This window comes from Hydrocarboniclastica marina, from assembly GCF_004851605.1.
Taxonomy (GTDB): domain Bacteria; phylum Pseudomonadota; class Gammaproteobacteria; order Pseudomonadales; family Oleiphilaceae; genus Hydrocarboniclastica; species Hydrocarboniclastica marina.
Window position 1 is genome coordinate 1,993,391 of the sequence record NZ_CP031093.1, and the last position, 17,926, is coordinate 2,011,316.

Annotated in this window: 17 protein-coding genes; 13 read left to right on the forward strand and 4 right to left on the reverse strand. The window is 57.6% G+C overall.

Going from position 1 to position 17,926, the window contains the following annotated elements:
* Positions 1 to 28 precede the first annotated feature (28 nt).
* The 5 genes from soil367_RS08905 to soil367_RS08925 all read left to right on the forward strand — a co-directional run bounded on the left by soil367_RS08905 (position 29) and on the right by soil367_RS08925 (position 3,885).
* Entirely contained in the window at positions 29 to 274 is a 246-nt protein-coding gene (locus tag soil367_RS08905; protein ID WP_136548768.1) for a hypothetical protein, read from the forward strand.
* Positions 271 to 570 (forward strand): GNAT family N-acetyltransferase, encoded by a 300-nt coding sequence (locus tag soil367_RS08910; RefSeq protein ID WP_136548769.1) that lies wholly within the window; start codon positions 271 to 273, stop codon positions 568 to 570. Before soil367_RS08905 ends, soil367_RS08910 begins: the two co-directional genes overlap by 4 nt.
* A gap of 380 nt (positions 571 to 950) precedes the next feature.
* Entirely contained in the window at positions 951 to 2,348 is a 1,398-nt protein-coding gene (locus soil367_RS08915) for an SLC5/6 family protein (RefSeq protein WP_136548770.1), read from the forward strand.
* A 55-nt stretch (positions 2,349 to 2,403) separates the two neighbouring features.
* Positions 2,404 to 2,625, forward strand: coding sequence for a hypothetical protein (locus soil367_RS08920; protein WP_136548771.1), 222 nt, complete (start codon positions 2,404 to 2,406; stop codon positions 2,623 to 2,625).
* Positions 2,626 to 2,754: 129 nt separating this feature from the next.
* Entirely contained in the window at positions 2,755 to 3,885 is a 1,131-nt protein-coding gene (locus tag soil367_RS08925; RefSeq protein ID WP_136548772.1) for a GGDEF domain-containing protein, read from the forward strand.
* A 21-nt stretch (positions 3,886 to 3,906) separates the two neighbouring features.
* Here soil367_RS08925 and oadA read toward each other — a convergent pair whose 3' ends face one another.
* Together oadA and soil367_RS08935 are read right to left on the reverse strand one after the other, a co-directional pair.
* Entirely contained in the window at positions 3,907 to 5,703 is a 1,797-nt protein-coding gene (gene oadA / locus soil367_RS08930; RefSeq protein ID WP_136548773.1) for a sodium-extruding oxaloacetate decarboxylase subunit alpha, read from the reverse strand.
* 62 nt (positions 5,704 to 5,765) lie between these two features.
* Complete coding sequence (locus tag soil367_RS08935) at positions 5,766 to 7,184, reverse strand: acetyl-CoA carboxylase biotin carboxylase subunit (RefSeq protein ID WP_136548774.1); 1,419 nt, start codon at positions 7,182 to 7,184, stop codon at positions 5,766 to 5,768.
* A 432-nt stretch (positions 7,185 to 7,616) separates the two neighbouring features.
* On the opposite strand from soil367_RS08935, the gene soil367_RS08940 reads away from it, so the two are divergent.
* The 3 genes from soil367_RS08940 to soil367_RS08950 all read left to right on the forward strand — a co-directional run bounded on the left by soil367_RS08940 (position 7,617) and on the right by soil367_RS08950 (position 10,764).
* Entirely contained in the window at positions 7,617 to 8,621 is a 1,005-nt protein-coding gene (locus soil367_RS08940) for a glycosyl transferase family 90 (protein WP_136548775.1), read from the forward strand.
* Positions 8,622 to 8,782: 161 nt separating this feature from the next.
* A complete protein-coding gene (locus tag soil367_RS08945; protein WP_136548776.1) occupies positions 8,783 to 9,481 on the forward strand; it encodes a response regulator transcription factor in 699 nt (232 codons plus the stop codon).
* A complete protein-coding gene (locus soil367_RS08950; protein WP_136548777.1) occupies positions 9,478 to 10,764 on the forward strand; it encodes a sensor histidine kinase in 1,287 nt (428 codons plus the stop codon). The genes soil367_RS08945 and soil367_RS08950 overlap by 4 nt, the downstream gene beginning before the upstream one ends.
* 61 nt (positions 10,765 to 10,825) lie before the next feature.
* Here the strand turns inward: soil367_RS08950 and soil367_RS08955 are convergent, their stop codons facing one another.
* Together soil367_RS08955 and soil367_RS19190 are read right to left on the reverse strand one after the other, a co-directional pair.
* Positions 10,826 to 12,367 (reverse strand): PepSY-associated TM helix domain-containing protein, encoded by a 1,542-nt coding sequence (locus soil367_RS08955; RefSeq protein WP_136548778.1) that lies wholly within the window; start codon positions 12,365 to 12,367, stop codon positions 10,826 to 10,828.
* A gap of 143 nt (positions 12,368 to 12,510) precedes the next feature.
* Positions 12,511 to 12,987, reverse strand: coding sequence for a DUF2946 family protein (locus soil367_RS19190; protein ID WP_425459972.1), 477 nt, complete (start codon positions 12,985 to 12,987; stop codon positions 12,511 to 12,513).
* A 189-nt stretch (positions 12,988 to 13,176) separates the two neighbouring features.
* On the opposite strand from soil367_RS19190, the gene soil367_RS08965 reads away from it, so the two are divergent.
* The 5 genes from soil367_RS08965 to soil367_RS08980 all read left to right on the forward strand — a co-directional run bounded on the left by soil367_RS08965 (position 13,177) and on the right by soil367_RS08980 (position 17,905).
* On the forward strand, positions 13,177 to 13,386 hold the full coding sequence (locus tag soil367_RS08965; RefSeq protein WP_136548780.1) for a heavy-metal-associated domain-containing protein: 210 nt from the start codon (positions 13,177 to 13,179) through the stop codon (positions 13,384 to 13,386).
* A gap of 298 nt (positions 13,387 to 13,684) precedes the next feature.
* Positions 13,685 to 14,086, forward strand: coding sequence for a MerR family transcriptional regulator (locus tag soil367_RS08970; RefSeq protein ID WP_136548781.1), 402 nt, complete (start codon positions 13,685 to 13,687; stop codon positions 14,084 to 14,086).
* 68 nt (positions 14,087 to 14,154) lie between these two features.
* The gene (locus soil367_RS08975; protein ID WP_136548782.1) at positions 14,155 to 16,614 is read left to right on the forward strand and encodes a heavy metal translocating P-type ATPase; all 2,460 of its coding nucleotides are present in this window, start codon (positions 14,155 to 14,157) and stop codon (positions 16,612 to 16,614) included.
* A 274-nt stretch (positions 16,615 to 16,888) separates the two neighbouring features.
* Positions 16,889 to 17,020, forward strand: a complete 132-nt coding sequence (locus tag soil367_RS19105) for a hypothetical protein (protein WP_281283913.1) — start codon at positions 16,889 to 16,891, stop codon at positions 17,018 to 17,020.
* Between the two features lie 66 nt (positions 17,021 to 17,086).
* Positions 17,087 to 17,905: a c-type cytochrome gene (locus soil367_RS08980; RefSeq protein ID WP_136548783.1), complete on the forward strand. Its 819-nt coding sequence runs from the start codon at positions 17,087 to 17,089 to the stop codon at positions 17,903 to 17,905.
* Positions 17,906 to 17,926 lie beyond the last annotated feature (21 nt).

Sequence of the window (17,926 nt, forward strand, 5' to 3'; positions counted from 1 at the left end):
CTTAACAGAAGTCTCCAGGACGGGGTGTATGTTAGAGATTGTACAACCGGGTCCGGTTTATGGAACCCCAGCACAGCCCCGTCTGCTGGAACTGATAGAGCTTGGACTGATAGAGCTCGTACTGATAGAGCTCGTACTGATAGAGAAAGTGACCTGCATAATATCCCCCCAGGCCCCCGGTTGCGTCGTCTTCACTATGAGCGGACTGCTGCAGTTGTTACGCTCCCTGAAGGGCTTCAACAGTATGCTCAGCAAACGGAGATTCATGTTATGAGTAACGCCAACGCGAGAGTGCGCCGGGACGATGCGCAGCAGCGCTATGTGCTTGAAGTGAACGGAGAGGAACTGGGCTCCGCCGATTTCAAGGATGAGGGAAACCAAAGGGTGTTCACCCATACCGCCGTCGATCCCAGCCTGAAGGGCCAGGGCCTGGGCAGCAAGCTGGTTCAGGAAGCGCTGGAGGATACCCGCGGCCGGAACCGACGCATTGTTCCGGTATGCGAATTCGTTGCAAAGTACCTGGAACGACACACGGAGTATGAGAGCAGCGTTGACTGGCCCCAACAGTGAGCCTATCGGTTCAGGCAGCCGACTGTGTTTCACGCACACTCCGCTGGCCAACCTGAACTGAAGAGTACCACGATCACGGCCTTGCCCGGCAGACCCCAAGCCGAGCGACTATGCGGTGCCGCCGCAGATCCTGTTAAGGTGCAGATCGGTCAAGGCCGGGGAATTCATGATACCCGCCTACGTTAATCGTTATTCCACCTGTCGCCACGCCAACCTTTTGTGCCACCATTGAAGTGTCATAACCCACCAACCATTCGTCGCCAGGGGAGCCCAAAAGGGCTGAGAACCGTCTTGCGGATCTGTGCCGTGTAGCTGCGACCGGAACTGCAAGTCCAAACTCTGGAACCTGATCCGGATAATACCGGCGGAGGAAGAGCGACATGATCTATACCACTGGAGCCAGCCTGGCCCTGGCACTGCTTTTATTTGCCTGGGTCGGCGTCAGAGCGCGACGCGTCGATGGCGGTCTCGACGACTACATGACCGCAAGAAACTCGCAAGGCGCCCGCACATTGGGACTCTCATTTCTGGCTTCGGGAATGGGTAGCTGGATACTGTTTGCGCCACCAGAGGTTGCTGCGCTGGCTGGGCCTGTTGCCCTGGCCGGTTATGCAGTTGGCGCGGCCCTGCCATTTCTCATTCTGGCCTATTGCGGGCCGGCAATTCGCCGTCGCGTTCCCCATGGGCAGAGCATCGGCGATTTTGCGCAGGCTTGTTTTGGCACGCTGATGCGTCGCTGGGTCGCGTTTCTGTCAGTGCTGTATATGCTGTGTTTTCTTGCCGCAGAGCTGACCGCTATCGGTGCGATTACGACGCTGCTTTCGGAACTCGATGGTCGCTGGGTGGTGATTGCTGTAGCGCTCACAACGCTCACCTACACTGCGTGGGGCGGGCTGAGGGCGAGTCTTGTCACTGACCGCTGGCAGGCGCCGCTGCTGCTTGCGCTGCTCGGAGTTGTCGCGTTCGTCGCCCTGCAATACCCGTCAGATAGCCCGGCTGAGCACGCAATGCCCCAACTCCCCTTGGCCAGCGGGCTGGGTGTGGCGCTGACGCTAATTATCGCGGTAACGGCGGCAAATCTGTTCCACCAGGGCTACTGGCAGCGGCTCTGGGCCGCGCAAAGCGCCAAAAAACTGGGTCAGGGCGCGCTCCTTGGCGGCGCTGCGACCGTGCTGGTTGTCGCGCTGGTCGGCGGTCTCGGCGTTGCTGCAGTAGTTGCCGGGGTTGAGTTAGGTACTCCCCCAATGCCGTTTTTTGCGCTGCTGACCAGCGCGCCGGACTGGCTGGCGCTGCCTGCTCTGGTGCTGGCGTTGACGCTGGTCGCCTCGTCGGTCGACACCTTGCAGAACGCAATTGCTTCTCTGGCATTGACCGAGCGGCGAGGCCTCACATTGACCAATGCGCGCTGGCTGACCGTAGCGCTGATGCTGCCCGTGGTACTTATTGCCTTGCAGGGAATGTCCGTTCTGCGCCTCTTCCTGATCGCAGATCTCCTGTGCGCGTCGGCCGTTGTTCCTGTTCTGTTAGGGCTATGGGCGCGTATGACAACTTCGGCAGCACTGGCCGGCTCGATCGCCGGGCTGGTTGCGACAGTCATACCCGGCTGGTATTCAGGGGGTTCGTTGATTTCCGGTCTGGAGCTTGCAAGTTTCCCCGGCGGGGTCCCCACGCTAGCCCCCTTTGCATGGGCTTTGGGCGCCTCGACCGCCACAAGCCTGGGAGTAGCGTTTCTCATGAGTAGTCCGGCTATGCCCGCGGACGGCCAACGGGAAACCTGACCCCGGCAACGCCGGCACGAACAGGACTGAAGCCCTGGCCCATAACGAGGACCTGATGAACGCTCAACGCCCTTATGAAAATATTCCCGATGTGCGCGACGGCCTCAACGTCAAGGAACGGACTGTACTTTACTGCCTGAAAGAACTCGAGGAAGCGCGGGATGGCCGGAACGTGCCGACTGCTATGCTGTACGGCCGCGTGGTGGAGCACGTGGACATGAGCATTGACGAGCTTCAGGCGATATTGCAACGGTTCGTTGGCGTAGGCAACAGTTAACGGCAGGCCTCCAAACCGCACGCCTGAAGCCCATGAACTGGATGTCCATGCGCTTCTGCTAGACTCAAAGGCGAACGGGACGACAATCGTTCCGGTGTTGCTGTCTGCTGATTCTACCCAGGTAAACCCATGCTCGACGCCAGCCCTGCCGTCAGTGGCGATTTCAATCTGTACTACAACCGCAAGCACCTGAAGCGGATGCGCGGCGCCATGATCTCAACGATGGTGCTCATGGTCCTGTTCTCAGGACTGGACACAATAACGATGCCTGAGAAAGCCTACTTCGACGCGTTGAAGATACGGTTACTGCTCCTCTTGCCAATAGCGGCAATAGGCTGGTGCGCAACCTACATCAAGATTCTGCAGCCCCACCTGCAGTGGATTATCGGTTTCGGGGCGCTGATCGTAGGAACCGGCGTGGTCTACATCCTGTGGATCGGTCGTGCCGAACAGGTCCTTGTGCCGTACGAAGGCCTTATTCTGGTAACGATCTTTTTCTATTTTTTGGTGGGCCTGCGTTTCCAGGGCGCCATGTTGTGCGGCTGGACGATCTGTGCGGTTTACACCGGGATGGAGCTGTACGCCGGGGTCGTGGGCGAAAACCTGTTTATTAACGTCTTCTTTCTGGTTGCGGCAAACCTCATAGGCTCAGTGGGATCCTATTTCCAGGACGCCATGAGCCGCGAAAACTATGACGCGGAAAAGCTGCTGTCTGCATCGGCAGAGAAAGACTTCCTGACCGGCCTTCTGAATCGCAGAGCCCTGGACAATCACGCCCCGCTGATCTTCAGGCAGGCCGTGCGCGAACAGCGCCCTGTCGCGGTGGCCATGATGGATGTGGACTATTTTAAAGCCTACAACGATTTTTACGGCCATGCCGCGGGCGACGAGGCTCTCAAGTCTATTGCCCATGCCATCGCCGAGTGTTCGCAGCGTCCGCTCGATATCGTAGCCCGATACGGAGGTGAAGAGTTCGCAGCCGTCTGGTTCGGGCTCAGCAGGGACAAAGCCGCCGACCTCGCAGAGTTAGTACGAAGCAGGGTCGAAGACCTGGCCATTGCTCATGAAAAGTCCGGTCTGGAGACTAAAGTCGTCACGATCAGTGTCGGTCTGGTCTGGCTTGTGCCCAGTGAAGATCAGGGCGTTGAGGCGTGTCTGCGCCAGGCAGACGAGGCACTCTATGAAGCAAAGGGTACTGGCCGAAACCGCGTAATGCAGGCTTTCGGCCCCCAGCTAAACTGCCGCGAAAACGCCTCCTAACAGGCTGGATCTCCTCCCAGCCTATTCGATCTCCACCAGAACTTCGCCTGGCGTCACGCGGTCGCCCTTCTTTATATGCACCGAGACGACCTTGCCGGTCGTGGGCGCCTTGATCTCTGTCTCCATCTTCATGGCCTCGATCACCAGCACAGGATCTCCGGCGCTGACCTCATCGCCCTCTTTTACGAGAACATCAACAATATTGCCCGGCATGGTCGTGCTGACCTGTCCTTCCTTGCTTACCTTGGCCCGTTTACCATCGCCTGACTCCTTCCTGAAACCTCCCGTTGATTCCAGGGAGATTTCTTCAGGCATACCGTCAACGGTCATGTAGAATCGGCGTTCGGTGTCGCTGGTCGGGCTGGCCCCGGTCACGTGAATGTCATAGGTTTCACCGTGAACGGTGATCTTGAACTCGGTGGATATGTTTCCGCTGGTCCCGGAACTGGGTCGGGGCTCCAGGGGTTCAGGTTGCAAAGTACCGGCACGGCGCTGTTCCAGATACTGTCTGGCCTGATCAGGAAACATGGCGTACGTCAGTACGTCTTCTTCAGACTCTGCCAGGTCACCGATCTCGTCTTTCAGTTTATGGAACTCGTTGGACAGAAGATTGGCTGGGCGCTCATCAATAAGCTCCTCTTTACCCACCGCCCGGCGCTGGAGATCAGCGTCAACTTCGCCGGGTGCTTTGCCGTACCAGCCCTGGAGGTACTTCTTCACCTCATTGGTAATGGTGTCATAGCGCTTGCCGGACAGTACGTTAATCACCGCCTGGGTGCCTACAATCTGCGAAGTTGGCGTTACCAGCGGCGGGTAGCCGAGATCTTCACGTACTCGCGGAATCTCTTCAAATACTTCGCGGATCTTGTCCAGCGCACCCTGCTCTTTAAGCTGGTTGGCCAGATTCGACATCATGCCGCCTGGAACCTGGGACAGGATCACGGCCGTGTCGACACCGTTATATTCGCTCTCAAACTGATGGTATTTCTTGCGGACCTCGCGAAAATGCTGGTTGGCCTTGTCAATCAGGGCGAGATCCAGGCCCGTCTCATACCCGGCATCATGCAGCGCCGCTACCACGGATTCAGTTGGGGGGTGGCTGGTGCCGCCGGCGAAGGCAGAAAGCGCGGTATCGATATGGTCAACTCCTGCGTCCAGAGCCTCCCACTGACACATGGTTGCCATGCCGGAGGTGTAGTGCGAGTGCAGGAACACCGGCAGCTCAAACTCGCTCTTCAGGGCGCGAACCAGCTCCCCGGTCGCCCGGGGCGTGAGCAGTCCGGCCATGTCCTTGATTGCAATACTGTCTATGCCCATGTCGGCCATGGCGCGTGCCTGCTCCAGGAAAAGCTCGATCGTCTGAACCGGACTGGTCGTATAGCAGAGTGTTCCCTGGGCATGTTTGCCCGCTTGCTTTACCGCCTTGATACTCGTTTCCAGATTACGTACGTCATTGAGGGCGTCGAAGATCCGAAAAACGTCAATGCCATTTTCAGCGGCTTTCTGGCAGAAGGCCTCGACCACATCATCAGCGTAATGTCGGTACCCGAGCAGATTCTGGCCCCGCAACAGCATTTGCAGCCGCGTGTTGGGCAGCGCTTTCCGCAGTTGGCGCAACCGTTCCCAGGGGTCTTCCTTGAGGTAACGCACGCAGGTATCAAAGGTCGCCCCACCCCAGCATTCCAGGGACCAGTAGCCCGCATTGTCGAGGTACTCCGCGGCCGGCAGCATGTCCTCCGTCCGCATGCGCGTGGCGATGAGGGACTGGTGCGCATCCCTGAGGATGACGTCGGTAATATCTATTTTGCGTTTTGCCATGATCTTCTCCTTACTGCGCCGGGCGTCTGTCCCGCGCGGTGATCGACTTGACCGCGTGGACACTAGAGCCCGGCCTGAGCCGCGATGGCCGCGGCAACAGCGGCGGCAATTGATTCCCTTCGCGACTTGAGGCTGTACTGGGTCAGTTCCGGATGTGCCTCAACAAAACCGGTGTTGAAACTGGCCGCCCTGAAGTCAGGATGATTGAGGATATTCTCGTAATACGGAATGGTGGTTCGCACCCCGTAGATATTCATGTCGTGCAGCGCACGGCCCGAACGGGCCAGAAGTTCTTCCCAATCCATCGCCCAGACAATCAACTTGGCGCACATGGAGTCATAGAACGGTGGAATGTCATAGCCACTGTAGATTGCCGCGTCGGTCCGTACGCCTGGCCCGCCTGCAGAGTAATAACGGCTGATGCGACCAAAACTGGGCAGGAAATTATTCTGTGGGTCTTCGGCGTTGATTCTAAACTGCGCCGCAAACCCGCGATAACTGATCTGGTCCTGCCGGTACCTGAGTTTCTCCCCGGCGGCGATCCGAATCTGTTCCTTTACAATGTCCACCCCGGTGATCTGTTCGGTAATAGTGTGCTCTACCTGGACCCGGGTATTCATCTCCATGAAGTAGAATTCGTCATTATCGTCAAGCAGAAATTCAACCGTACCCGCGTTCTCATAGCCACACCCCGTGGCAACGCGCACGGCCAGGTCCCCGATGTACTGGCGTTGCTCTTCAGTGAGCTGCGGCGACGGCGCAAGTTCAATGAGCTTCTGGTTGCGACGCTGGATAGAGCAGTCACGTTCGTAAAGGTGGATGACGTTACCGTGGCTGTCGGCCAGTATCTGCACTTCGATGTGGCGAGGGTTAACAACAAACTTTTCGAGGAACACTTCTGCGCTGCCGAAAGCCTTGGTCGCTTCAGAGATGACGCGGTCAAAGTTCGCCTTCAACTCTTTCTCATCATTGCAGCGTCGGATTCCGCGGCCGCCGCCTCCGGATGTCGCCTTCAGCATAACCGGATAGCCTATCCTGCCGGCCTCTTGCAGCGCTTCGTCGATATCCTTGAGGTTGCCCGTCCCAGGTGTAACGGGCACCTTGGCCTTCTCCGCCGTCTGCCGGGCTTCAGTCTTGTCGCCCATGGCTTTCATGACGTCTGCCGAGGGCCCGATAAAGCGGATTCCCCGATCCTTGCAGACCTGCGCCAGCGTTGCGTTCTCGGACAGAAAACCGTAGCCCGGGTGAAGCGCATCGCAGCCTGTCTCGACTGCAAGATTCACCACATGGTGTGGGTTGAGGTAACCGGAAAGTGGGTCGGTGCTGATCTGGTAGGCTTCGTCCGCCTTTTTTACGTGGAGCGAATACTGGTCCGCCTGAGAGTAGATCGCGACTGCCTTAATATCCATTTCCTGGCAGGCCCGGGCGATCCTTACTGCGATTTCGCCGCGGTTGGCGATCAATACCTTTTTGATGGTCATGCGTTGATCCTTCGCTTGAAGCCGCGGCGGTCCTGCCTGAGCAAGCCTGGCCGCCGCAATCACAGCGCCTGGGTTTAAAGAGATTCAGCCCAGCGCAACGTCTAATCTAGCACCTCCGCATTCCGTCCTTCCATACCATTCTGTAGGTTTTCAAGGCCCTGGACGACTGATGCCGAAAGCCAGCGATGGTGTAACGCGGGCGTCATTCGTGTAGTGCATCCTCAATAAAGGTAAGCATCGGGTCGCTGCAACGCCGAACAGCTGACCTGAGCCAACGCAAACAACGAAGCAACGAAGCAACGCGGGTTTTGACGAAATCTTGATGTTTACCTGAGGTTTCTTTGACGCGCTGCCCATTAATGTGAAGCACATGCCAGAAGCCCTATTTCGGGCGAAAGCAGGGCTATCTCTCAAGCCACTTCAGGTAGGGTCATGAACATTCAATTCAGTAAAAGCCTGCGCAGGGCGGCTTTCTATGGCCTCCATGCCTTAGTTAGGATGGTCCCTTCTGCGTTCTGGCGGCGGAGACGGCTCGCGTTGGTCGAGGAGTTTCAGGCCCAGCCTCCAAACGCAAGAGCAGCGATCGAAAAGCGCGTGGACTACTACAACCGTTTGTCTCGGCCTTTTGCACTTTCACCGACCGCGGAGCGGGTCAGCGCATTCTCTTCGAAAAACAAAAGCAGCGCATACAGTTGTGATTTCAGGCGCGTCACAGCTGGACTGCCAGCCGAAGCCAGGGTCAGCTATCTGTTTGGTGACGTCACCGAGATTCCCGAAACGCCCCACTTCGTCAAGAGCCGTCCTGTCACCGAAGGGCCGGCAAACGCAAACTCAGTGCTGCTAAAGCTGAACAGTATTCGGCACTACTGCTTCGTGGAAGATCAAATACCTTTCGCTGCCAAAAAACCGATGGCCGTCTGGCGGGGTAAATCGAATCGGCAGCATCGGATCGATTTTGCGCGACGCTTCGCCGATCACCCAATGTGTAACATCGGCTGTGTCCGCCATAAGGAAAAGTCAGCGCAGCCGTGGCATCGCAACTACATGAGCATACAGGAGCAGCTTCAGTACCAGTTTATCGTCAGCGTGGAAGGCATCGATGTAGCGACCAACCTCAAGTGGATCATGGCGTCCAACTCGCTCTGTCTGATGAGAAAGCCGAGATACGAAACCTGGTTTATGGAGGGCAGCCTTATTGCCGGCTATCATTATGTGCAGCTTAAGGACGATCACTCGGATCTCCCCGCGAAGATCGAGTACTACCGTAACCACCCCGACGAAGCGCAGGCGATCATCAAAAACGCCAATGCTTTTTCACAGCAATTCATGGACCGACGCCAGGAAACTCTCATTGCCTGGCTGGTCATAGACAGGTATCTGCAACTGAGTGGCCAGCCTTCAAAGACACGTCGTTACGCCTTGGCTGAGCCTGCGTGAAGGCGGAAGTGACCATCTTTGTACGGTGCCTTGCTCCTTCGTTATCGCTTATGTATTGAGCCTCCAATATAGTCTACGAGTGTGCCTGAGCCTCTTCTCGGTTGGCCACGCCGGGCATATTACTGATGCTGTAAAGTGTTTTTCAAAGGGGGAGTCTCCGGTTGCCTACCCGAGTACTGATAGTTGAGGATCAAACGGCGCTTGCAGAGAACCTGGCCGAATTCCTCAGCGAGGACCACTACGCCCTGGACTTTGCCTCGGATGGGCTTACAGCACTGCACTTGCTTGCCAGCAATACATACGACGTTATCGTGCTGGATATCATGCTGCCGGGGATATCTGGCTACGAACTCTGTCGTCGCCTGAGAAACGATCTCCACAGCTCTGTGCCGGTGATATTCATGACCGCCCGTGGCGAGCTGAGCGACAAAGAACAGGGCTTTGCCCTGGGCGGGGACGACTACCTGGTTAAACCATTTGCGCTGCGTGAATTGCAGCTGCGGATAGATGCGCTCACTCGCAGGGGCACTGCGGACCGCAGTCTTCTCTGCGCAGGTGCCCTCCACTATGACCCCGGAACGTTGATTGCCAGCTTTTCCGGAAAGGGATCGGTGGAACTTTCAGCTACATCATCGCGACTGTTTGAAGCGCTTATCAGGAAGTACCCGCGATTCGCTTCACATGAGGACCTTAGCCGCGTCATCTGGGGTATAGGTGAAGGCGACCCTCACACGCTGCGAACACACGTCTATGCATTGCGCAAAACACTTCAGACAGCTTTCGGCCATCCTTTTATAAAGACGGTGCACGGTCGCGGCTACCGTATCGAAAGCCCCGACCCGTCGGAAGGCCAGTTGTGAAAGCCTCTCTTGCAGCGCGGATTTTCAGAACGACACTCGCCATCGGCCTGATCAATGCGGCGCTGACCCTCGTAGCAACCGAATGGATCTATGAGGACATTGAAGAAACCAATCTCAACATAAGCCTGGCCGAAGAACGTGCATTTTTCCAGCAGCGCATCGAAGCATCGGCGCGCGTGCAGTCCTGGAGCTCCGCACTGCTGCAGGTCCATTATGTACCCGATACTGCGGTGAACACCGCCCTGCCCCCACTCTTTGCCGGCCTGCCGGTCCCTTTTGCAGCAGAGGTTGATGCGGACAACGAAACCCACCTCGTATCAATTGAACGGACAGAGAGTCCGCCCGGGGTTCTGTACCTGGCCCAGGACATAACCGTTCTTGAGAACCGCGAGGATTTGCTGCAACAGGCCGGTATTATTGTCCTGGCCCTTGCCATGCTGGTGCTAAGCCTCATTCTGGCCCGTATCGGTACGGGACGCATTGTGCGTCCACTCAGGAACCTGTCGAGGCAAATCGCTACCCGCAAGCCGGGCGTAGACCTCGGGCTTATCCGTACTGACTACGCGGATCAGGAACTGGCCGACATCGTGCGGGTGCTGAATGACCTGCTTGCGGCCCTGGAGGCATATATCCACCGCGAGAAAGCAATGATCAGCCTTGCCAGCCACGAACTCCGGACGCCCATCGCCGTAATATCGGGCGCCCTTGATGTGCTGGAGCAGCGGGCCACGCTGAGCGAAGCGGATCAGAAGACAATTGCACGTATACGACGCGCTGCCGACAAGATGCAGGCCGATGTTGCCGCGCTCCTGAAGCTGGCCCATCGTTCCGACAGCATGGAGAAGGCAGATCAGCTTGATACCAATGCCTGCGTTTCTGCCGTAATCGGGGAGCTTGAAAACAGTGCCCCGGAGAACGCCGGAAGAGTCACTATTGTTAGGACTGAGCCTGCCCCCAGCGTGCATGCAGACCCAGCACTGGTGCATATGCTGCTTCGGAATCTTATCCAGAACGCACTGCGACACACCCACGGCCAAGTAAGCGTGAGACTCGGCCATGATGGCCTCCGGGTCGTTGACGCCGGTGCAGGACTACCGCCGCACATCCATGATCGGCTAAACGAGCGGCAGAGCAAGAATGAAGTACCGGAGGACGGGTTGGGCCTGTTCATCGTCGGGCTGATCTGTGAGCGCCTGGGCTGGACGCTACGGGTGTGTAAAAGCGGCGCGACGGGAACTGAAGTAGAACTTCTCTACCGGGCAGGCCCGAAGTCTTCCGGTTAGAGAAGACCTGAGGTTGAGACAGTAGGTTCGGACAGCAGTGATCCGGCGGCGCTGGGCGCGGTTAGCCGGCCCGGGCCTTCATCCGGCCAAGGAGAACGTCGAGCAGTACAAATAGCACCAGCGTTCCCCCCATTACCGGCAAGAGCCAGCCCAGTAGGCCCGCCACAATAACCACGGCACTTCTGGCCGCCATGGGCATGCGAAGGAACGCACCCAACACACCCGGATGGCCAGAGGGGCGGACCCGGGTCGGTCGCCTCCGCCACCACATTACGTACCCCAACACCACCAGGCAACAAAGGGCCATGGCGAACAGAAACAGCACGACCTGATTAGGCCAGCCGAACAGGACGCCCATATGGGCATCTATACCCCAGCGGGTTAGTTTCGCCGCTACGGGAAACTCCGAAAAGTCCGTCTGGTCAACAACCTTAAGGTTATTCGGATCGACCGCAGCCGCGTCAACCTGGGTCGGCCAGCGCCGGTCAATCTCAGTGACCGTCCAGGCACGGCCAGGCTCTGACGCCGGTTTGATCTCAACCATACCTGCGTCAATTCCTACTGAGCGAGCGCTTTCCAGCACGGCATCAAACAAGGCAGCGTCGCGCTGTAAATCGCCTGCTGGGACCGTAGCAGCAGGCACCACATCGTCGTGGTGACTATGCGCGCCGCCGGGTTGGGGCGGCAGGTCAGCCAAGGCCGTATTGACGCTGGGCGTGCCCCAGCCAAGACTCGCCCGAAGAACTGAGATATTACCGCCGGCCCACTTTGACCAGGTCAACCCGGTCACGGAGAAAAAGAGCAATACGACCAGTAGAACAAGACCAATGGTCGAGTGCCAACGGCCCAATCGGGCCCGGTTACGGTTGCCAGGACCAAGGCCCCTGGACGTTACAGTCCCTTTTACGGGTTTTCGATTCGAACTGGACAGGGCGCTGGACCGACCGGTTGAAGGGCTCACCGGTCGGTTCGAAGAAGAGTTCGAGGGCGAGTTCGAAACCAACCGACGATGCTGGCGCCCGCGTCGTCGCTGCGAAATCCAGATAAACACCCCCCCTAATGCGACCAGCCAGAGCCAGGACGCCGCAAGCTCGCTGTAGTAACGCCCTATTGCCCCCAGATGCAGGCTTCGGTGCAGCAGGTCCGTCCAGGTCCGAAACGGCAGCGCTCCACTCGTCCCATAGACCGCGCTATCACCTAGAATCTCTGCATTGACCGGGTCAACAAAGATCGCCCTGTGCTGGAATTCAGCCAGTTGAGAATCAGCGAACATGATCCGACTGGTTGCACCGGCTTCGGGGGCCGGTCTAACGGCAACAAGTGTGGCGCTGTCGCCCACAAGTGATCGCGCTGCGCGTATCTGTATTGCCAGCGGCAGCGGGTCACCGACTGTGCCGGACGTCAGTTGGTCCCGATAAAGCAGGCTCTCGATCTGTGGTGAAATAACATAAAGCCCGCCGGTAAATGCGGCGACGAAAATGAAAGGACCTACCATAAGCCCGATGTAAAAGTGGAGTCTGAGCACCAAGGCATAAGCCCAGGATGGCTCAGGGACTGCAGGGTCGGAAGAAAGCTGACTTGAGCGTGAATCGGGGGAAGACATGGATCACCTTGTGCGTATGTTTCACAAGCAGCGGCAAATCGTTAGACGCACAACGGCCCTCTTACAGAAGTGATTAAGAAGGGGTACGCGTGGGTCATAAAACCGCATAAGCGCTGCAGACTGACTGACAACTGAACGTGGTGTCAGGCAGGCGGGGCCCGCACAAGGGCATCGGGGAAGATGGCGCCAGAATCAGGCCTCGCCTGAATCCGTAAGACCACCTCTAAACTTGCGGTTGTGTCGTTGGCAAGCAGCAGCCCAGCCCGGCTCGTTGTGAGGCTGGAATGATTCAGGAACGTGCAGTAGCCGCATTCGGTAACGTTTACGTCGCCGGGATCATGATGAGCGAGCGTCGCCGGCTCTTGAGCTGCCGTACGTTGATCTGCGCGCGTCAGATGAGCGTGGGATGATGGCTGGCCTGGACCTGCAGTCAGCTTGTCGACAACTGCTTGAGGCGACGCAGCTAGAGCATCCGCTACAGAATTCGCCAGAGGCCCGACAAAGAGCAGCACCATGGCCGCTAGTGCAAGCCATGCCGTCGTTTTGCGTAATTTCGAAGGCGAAATGTTAGCGGCGAGGCGCAAGTGGGTATCCGACTGTGGCGAAGGCTGGGATAGCACGGCTTGAAAGCCGCGCCAGCACTGGACTATACCGTCTCTGCCGTAGCCCCTCCACCGATGAGACCGTTTATTTTTCTTCGCGCGTTTCCGACTCAGCGGAAGCGATTAACGCGGGAGCTGTTGAATACGGCGCCATCCGGACGCATGTTTAGCAATACAGTTAAGGCGACGAATCCGGGAGCTATTCTAATGACGACCACTATGCTCAAAATCAAGGGAATGACCTGCGGCCACTGCCAACGTGCAGTAACCCAGGCGCTCGAAAACGTAGACGGCGTCAAATCCGCTGTGGTGGACCTGGAAGCCGGAACGGCTGCCGTCCAGGCCTCAGAAAGTACCGAAACTGAAGCCCTTCTGGAGGCAGTGCGGGAAGAAGGTTACGACGCCAACCTGCAATGACTCTTGACGGCCCCCGGGGTGACTTCGGGGGTTTCCCTTTCATTCCAGGTTACACCCCAATCCAAGTAGCGCTCCACGCCAGGTGAGCGTTAGCGGTTCCATCCCATCATAACTGTTTCCCCTTTCCCGAACTTCTCTTCCTGCCATCAGGCACGCGACTATAAGTCACTTAACGAGCAAGCTCCCCCAGTGGCCGTTAAAGGGCTTGACCTTGTAGCTGACTTCAAGGATACGCTGTATCGGACAGCTAATACCGGATAAGAAAATTCGGCACCGTGCGCTGACGCAAGAGGCGGCCATGAAAACCTACAGCATTGGCGAACTATCTAACCTGAGCGGTATCTGGAGTCAGGCAATACGCTATTACGAGAAAGAGAATCTGATGCCGGAACCCCCGCGCACACAAGGAAATTACCGGCGCTTTACTGAGGACGCTCTAGCCCGATTGCAATTTATCCTGCACGCGAAGCAATGGGGGTTTGCGCTGGACGAGATACGGGAACTGTTGTTGCTTCAGGACGCGAACGGCGACCGCGCGGTTGCCAAGCACATAGCAGAGGAGAAGCTGGTGCGGATACGGGAACAGATTGCAAGCCTGTCGCGTGTCGAAGCTGTGCTTGCCAAAGCACTTAAAGACTGTTCCGGCAAAGGTGCCATTGACGGGTGCCCGATCATAGAAGCGCTCGCAGACTCGAGCTGATACCCATCTGACTGCGCGCCCAATGCGGAACGCAATTGAACTCAAATGATGTTCTGGAGACACACACCATGGCGAAATTGGAACTGGGCATTCGTGGCATGACCTGCGCATCCTGTGTTGGGCGTGTAGAGCGGGCATTGCGAAAGGTGCCTGGTGTCACAGGGGCTCAGGTAAACCTGGCCACGGAGAAAGCCACCGTGAGCTTTGAAGACAAGCCGGAGGCCATAAGCACCGTTGAGGCCGTGCGCAAAACGGGCTACGAGCCCGTGCTTGAGCGCGTCGAGATACCGGTGCTGGGTATGACGTGCGGTGCCTGTGTCAGCCGGGTCGAGCGCGCAATCGATAAAAGCCCAGGCGTTGTCGAGGCCTCTGTCAATCTCACCACCCAGAAAGCGTTCGTTACGTTCATTCCCGGCAGTGGGTCTGTAGCCGAAATTCAACAGGCCATCCGCAAGGCTGGTTATGAGCCGCAGGAGCCAGGTGCCCGACCCGACCAGAGCGCGGCTGACGACGAGGGCATGGAACTGCGACGCAATGTCATTTTCGCAGCAATTTTCACAGTACCGCTGGTCATCATCGGTATGGGCAAAATGCTACCGGGGCTCGACAGCTTTTTCGGAGCCCTCCTTCACCACCGCGGCTGGATGGCCATTGAGTGGCTGTTGGCGACGCCCGTGCTTTTTTATGCCGGCGCCCGCTTTTTCCGCTCGGGGTTTGCCGAGCTAAGGCACGCCAACCCCGGCATGAACAGCCTCGTCATGATCGGCTCAAGCGCCGCTTATTTTTATTCAGTATTTGCGCTGGCGGCGCCCGGCATTTTCCCGGCCGGCACCGCTGAAAGCTATTTCGAGGCAGCGGGCGTCATCGTGACTCTCATCTTGTTAGGTCGGTACTTTGAGCACGTTGCCAAAGGTCGTACTTCGGAAGCCATCAAGAAGCTGTTACAACTCCAGGCCAAAACAGCACGTGTGATCCGTGGGGGTCAAACCCTCGAACTGCCTGTCGACAGCGTCGTCATCGACGACCGAGTACTAACCCGACCGGGAGAGCGCATCGCTGTAGACGGCGTGGTCGAGGAAGGCGAATCCTACGTGGACGAGTCCATGATCAGCGGCGAACCTGTGCCCGTTGCAAAGGGCAAAGGCAGCGAGGTAGTAGGCGGAACAATCAATAAAAATGGCGCCCTGACCTTCCGGGTCACCCGCATCGGCGGCGAGACCGTGCTTTCCCGCATCATCAGCATGGTCGAGGCCGCTCAGGCTGAAAAACCGCCTATTCAGGAACTAGCTGATAAGGTAGCCGGCGTCTTTGTGCCAGTGGTAATCCTTATCGCGTTGCTGACTTTCGGCATCTGGTACGGTTTCGGCCCGGAGCCGGCTCTCTCCTTCGCGTTCGTGACGGCCGTGAGCGTGTTATTGATCGCCTGCCCCTGCGCAATGGGTCTGGCCACACCGACCGCGATTATGGTCGGCACCGGTAAAGGTGCTGAGATGGGCGTTCTGTTTCGCAAAGGTGCGGCCCTGGAAACCCTTGCGCGCACGGAAATTGTGGTCCTCGACAAGACAGGCACGCTTACCCGCGGCCGTCCGGAGCTTACCGACTTCGTTGTGGTTAACGGAATGGACGAGTCGGCGGTGCTGCGCTGGGTTGCCGCCGTCGAGGCTCAGAGTGAACATCCTATTGCAGAGGCGATCGTTGCTGGTGCTAAATCTCAGGCACTGGAATTGCCCACCGTCAGCCGATTCCAGGCTGAGCCTGGCTATGGCATAGAGGCTGAAGTAGAGGGCAGGACACTAAATGTCGGGGCTGACCGCTACATGCAGCAACTGGGCATTGACCTGAGTCTGGTCGAAGATCAGGCCGTCGCCCTGGCGACGCAGGCAAAAAGCCCACTCTACGCTGCAGTCGATGGCCAGCTCGCAGCGGTGATAGCGGTCGCCGATCCCCTCAAAGAGGGCTCCTCAGAGGCGATCAGCGCACTCAAACAGATGGGCCTGCGCGTCGCCATGCTCACAGGCGACAACCGCGCGACAGCTGAGGCCATTGCCCGGCAGGTCGGCATAGAACAGGTGCTCGCTGAGGTGCTGCCAGATCAGAAAGCCGCCGAGATAAAGCGCCTGCAACAGCGCGGCCTGCGTACTGCATTTGTAGGTGACGGTATCAACGACGCCCCGGCATTGGCGCAGGCCGATGTTGGCATTGCGATAGGCACCGGCACGGATGTTGCCATTGAGGCCGGCGACATCGTGCTCATGCGTGGCGACCTCCGCGGTATCCTGGAGGCAATCGCTCTATCCCGCCGGACTCGAAAGACCATTATTGGAAACTTTATCTGGGCCTATGGATACAATGTAGCACTGATACCGGTGGCAGCCGGCCTGCTCTACCCGTTCACCGGGTTCCTGCTCAATCCGATGCTTGCCGCTGGTGCGATGAGTCTTTCCAGCCTGTTCGTGTTGACCAACTCGCTCCGTTTGAGGGGTTTTGAGCCAGCCGCTGCTTTCGGTGGAAATCAGCGCGCCAAATAGACCCAGTGCTCAGATAATACCCGCCCAGTCGATGGGCATTTGGATATTCACCCGGGCAAGTGCCTCGGCTCCACGCCAGCACGTTTTGCGGGCCGTTGGCTCGAGAGGAGAATGGCTCCGTCCGCACACGCTTTGGTTTTAAACGTAGCTATTGCACCTGATTAAAAGGTCGAGTTAGGATCAGTCGAGCTAAGACGTTATTAGTAAACGCAAATTGCTTCCATCGCCAGCCGTGCCGGGTTCAAAGGACGCAGAACAACAAAAAGGACTTGCCATGCGTAACACTAATTCGACCTTCTATTCCCTCATCAAAGCCGTGGGCTACCTCGCCCTGGCGTTGATGCTCGTAGCTATCGGTTATGTCACCGTCCTCGCCGTGATCAATTGGAACGGCATCTCTGTCTGAAAAATCCCATCAAACCGAGCAGCGGGTAACACGCTCGCTTTTCGATAGGCACGAGAGGACGCTGACATGACCCGCAAGCAGGCCCGGCTATTCGCCATAATCGCCACCGCTGTCACAGCTACAGCATTCATCGGCATGACCCTTCACAGCCATACGCGTTTTGACGATCTCACCCATGCCGAGAATATTACCCCCGAGGTGCTGAGGGGCAAGCAGGTATGGCACGATTACAACTGCGTCAATTGCCATACCCTTTTCGGTGAGGGTGCGTACTATGCGCCCGACCTGACCAAGATCACAGACCACCGCGGCATTCCCTACCTCACAGCGTTCATGAAGGACCCGTCGCAATTCTATTCCGAGGAAAGACACCGCCGGGTAATGCCCGACATGGGCCTGTCAGACCAGGAGATCGATGACGTTCTGGTGTTCCTGCAATGGATTGCCGATATCGACAATCAGGGTTGGCCGCCAAGGCCCATCCTGGTGTCGGGAGAAACCATCCCCGGGACCAACATCGGTAAGCCAGCCATACCCGTTTCTGCTTCCGACGGGCCGGTGGCCAAGGGCGAGGCATTATTCAGCTCCACGCCGCCTGGCTGTTTTGCCTGCCATTCGGTTGCCAAAGGCGTAAGCATGGCGGGGCCGAGCCTGGCAGGTATAGCGCTTACCGCGGAATCAGTGCTGAACAGTGACGATTACACTGGCGAGGCGACAACGGTCGGGGAATATATCCGGGAGTCGATCGTCAATCCCAGTGCGTACGTCGTCCCTGGCCAGATGTACTCATCGGGTGGCCAGTCATTCATGCCTGCCAATTACGAGCTGGACCTGACCGAACAAGAGGTCGACCAACTGGTCGAGTACCTGCTGACACTTAAATAACAATACTCACGGAGGAGTGTC

Excerpts from the sequence above, each read along its gene's own strand:
- soil367_RS19105 (WP_281283913.1), top strand. The coding sequence starts at position 16,889 with ATGCGTAACACTAATTCGACCTTCTATTCCCTCATCAAAGCCGTGGGC.
- soil367_RS08965 (WP_136548780.1), top strand. The coding sequence starts at position 13,177 with ATGACGACCACTATGCTCAAAATCAAGGGAATGACCTGCGGCCACTGC.
- soil367_RS08905 (WP_136548768.1), top strand. The coding sequence starts at position 29 with ATGTTAGAGATTGTACAACCGGGTCCGGTTTATGGAACCCCAGCACAG.
- soil367_RS08940 (WP_136548775.1), top strand. The coding sequence starts at position 7,617 with ATGAACATTCAATTCAGTAAAAGCCTGCGCAGGGCGGCTTTCTATGGC.
- soil367_RS08915 (WP_136548770.1), top strand. The coding sequence starts at position 951 with ATGATCTATACCACTGGAGCCAGCCTGGCCCTGGCACTGCTTTTATTT.
- soil367_RS08935 (WP_136548774.1), bottom strand. The coding sequence starts at position 7,184 with ATGACCATCAAAAAGGTATTGATCGCCAACCGCGGCGAAATCGCAGTA.
- soil367_RS08975 (WP_136548782.1), top strand. The coding sequence starts at position 14,155 with ATGGCGAAATTGGAACTGGGCATTCGTGGCATGACCTGCGCATCCTGT.
- oadA (WP_136548773.1), bottom strand. The coding sequence starts at position 5,703 with ATGGCAAAACGCAAAATAGATATTACCGACGTCATCCTCAGGGATGCG.
- soil367_RS08910 (WP_136548769.1), top strand. The coding sequence starts at position 271 with ATGAGTAACGCCAACGCGAGAGTGCGCCGGGACGATGCGCAGCAGCGC.
- soil367_RS08955 (WP_136548778.1), bottom strand. The coding sequence starts at position 12,367 with ATGTCTTCCCCCGATTCACGCTCAAGTCAGCTTTCTTCCGACCCTGCA.
- soil367_RS08925 (WP_136548772.1), top strand. The coding sequence starts at position 2,755 with ATGCTCGACGCCAGCCCTGCCGTCAGTGGCGATTTCAATCTGTACTAC.
- soil367_RS08970 (WP_136548781.1), top strand. The coding sequence starts at position 13,685 with ATGAAAACCTACAGCATTGGCGAACTATCTAACCTGAGCGGTATCTGG.
- soil367_RS08920 (WP_136548771.1), top strand. The coding sequence starts at position 2,404 with ATGAACGCTCAACGCCCTTATGAAAATATTCCCGATGTGCGCGACGGC.
- soil367_RS08980 (WP_136548783.1), top strand. The coding sequence starts at position 17,087 with ATGACCCGCAAGCAGGCCCGGCTATTCGCCATAATCGCCACCGCTGTC.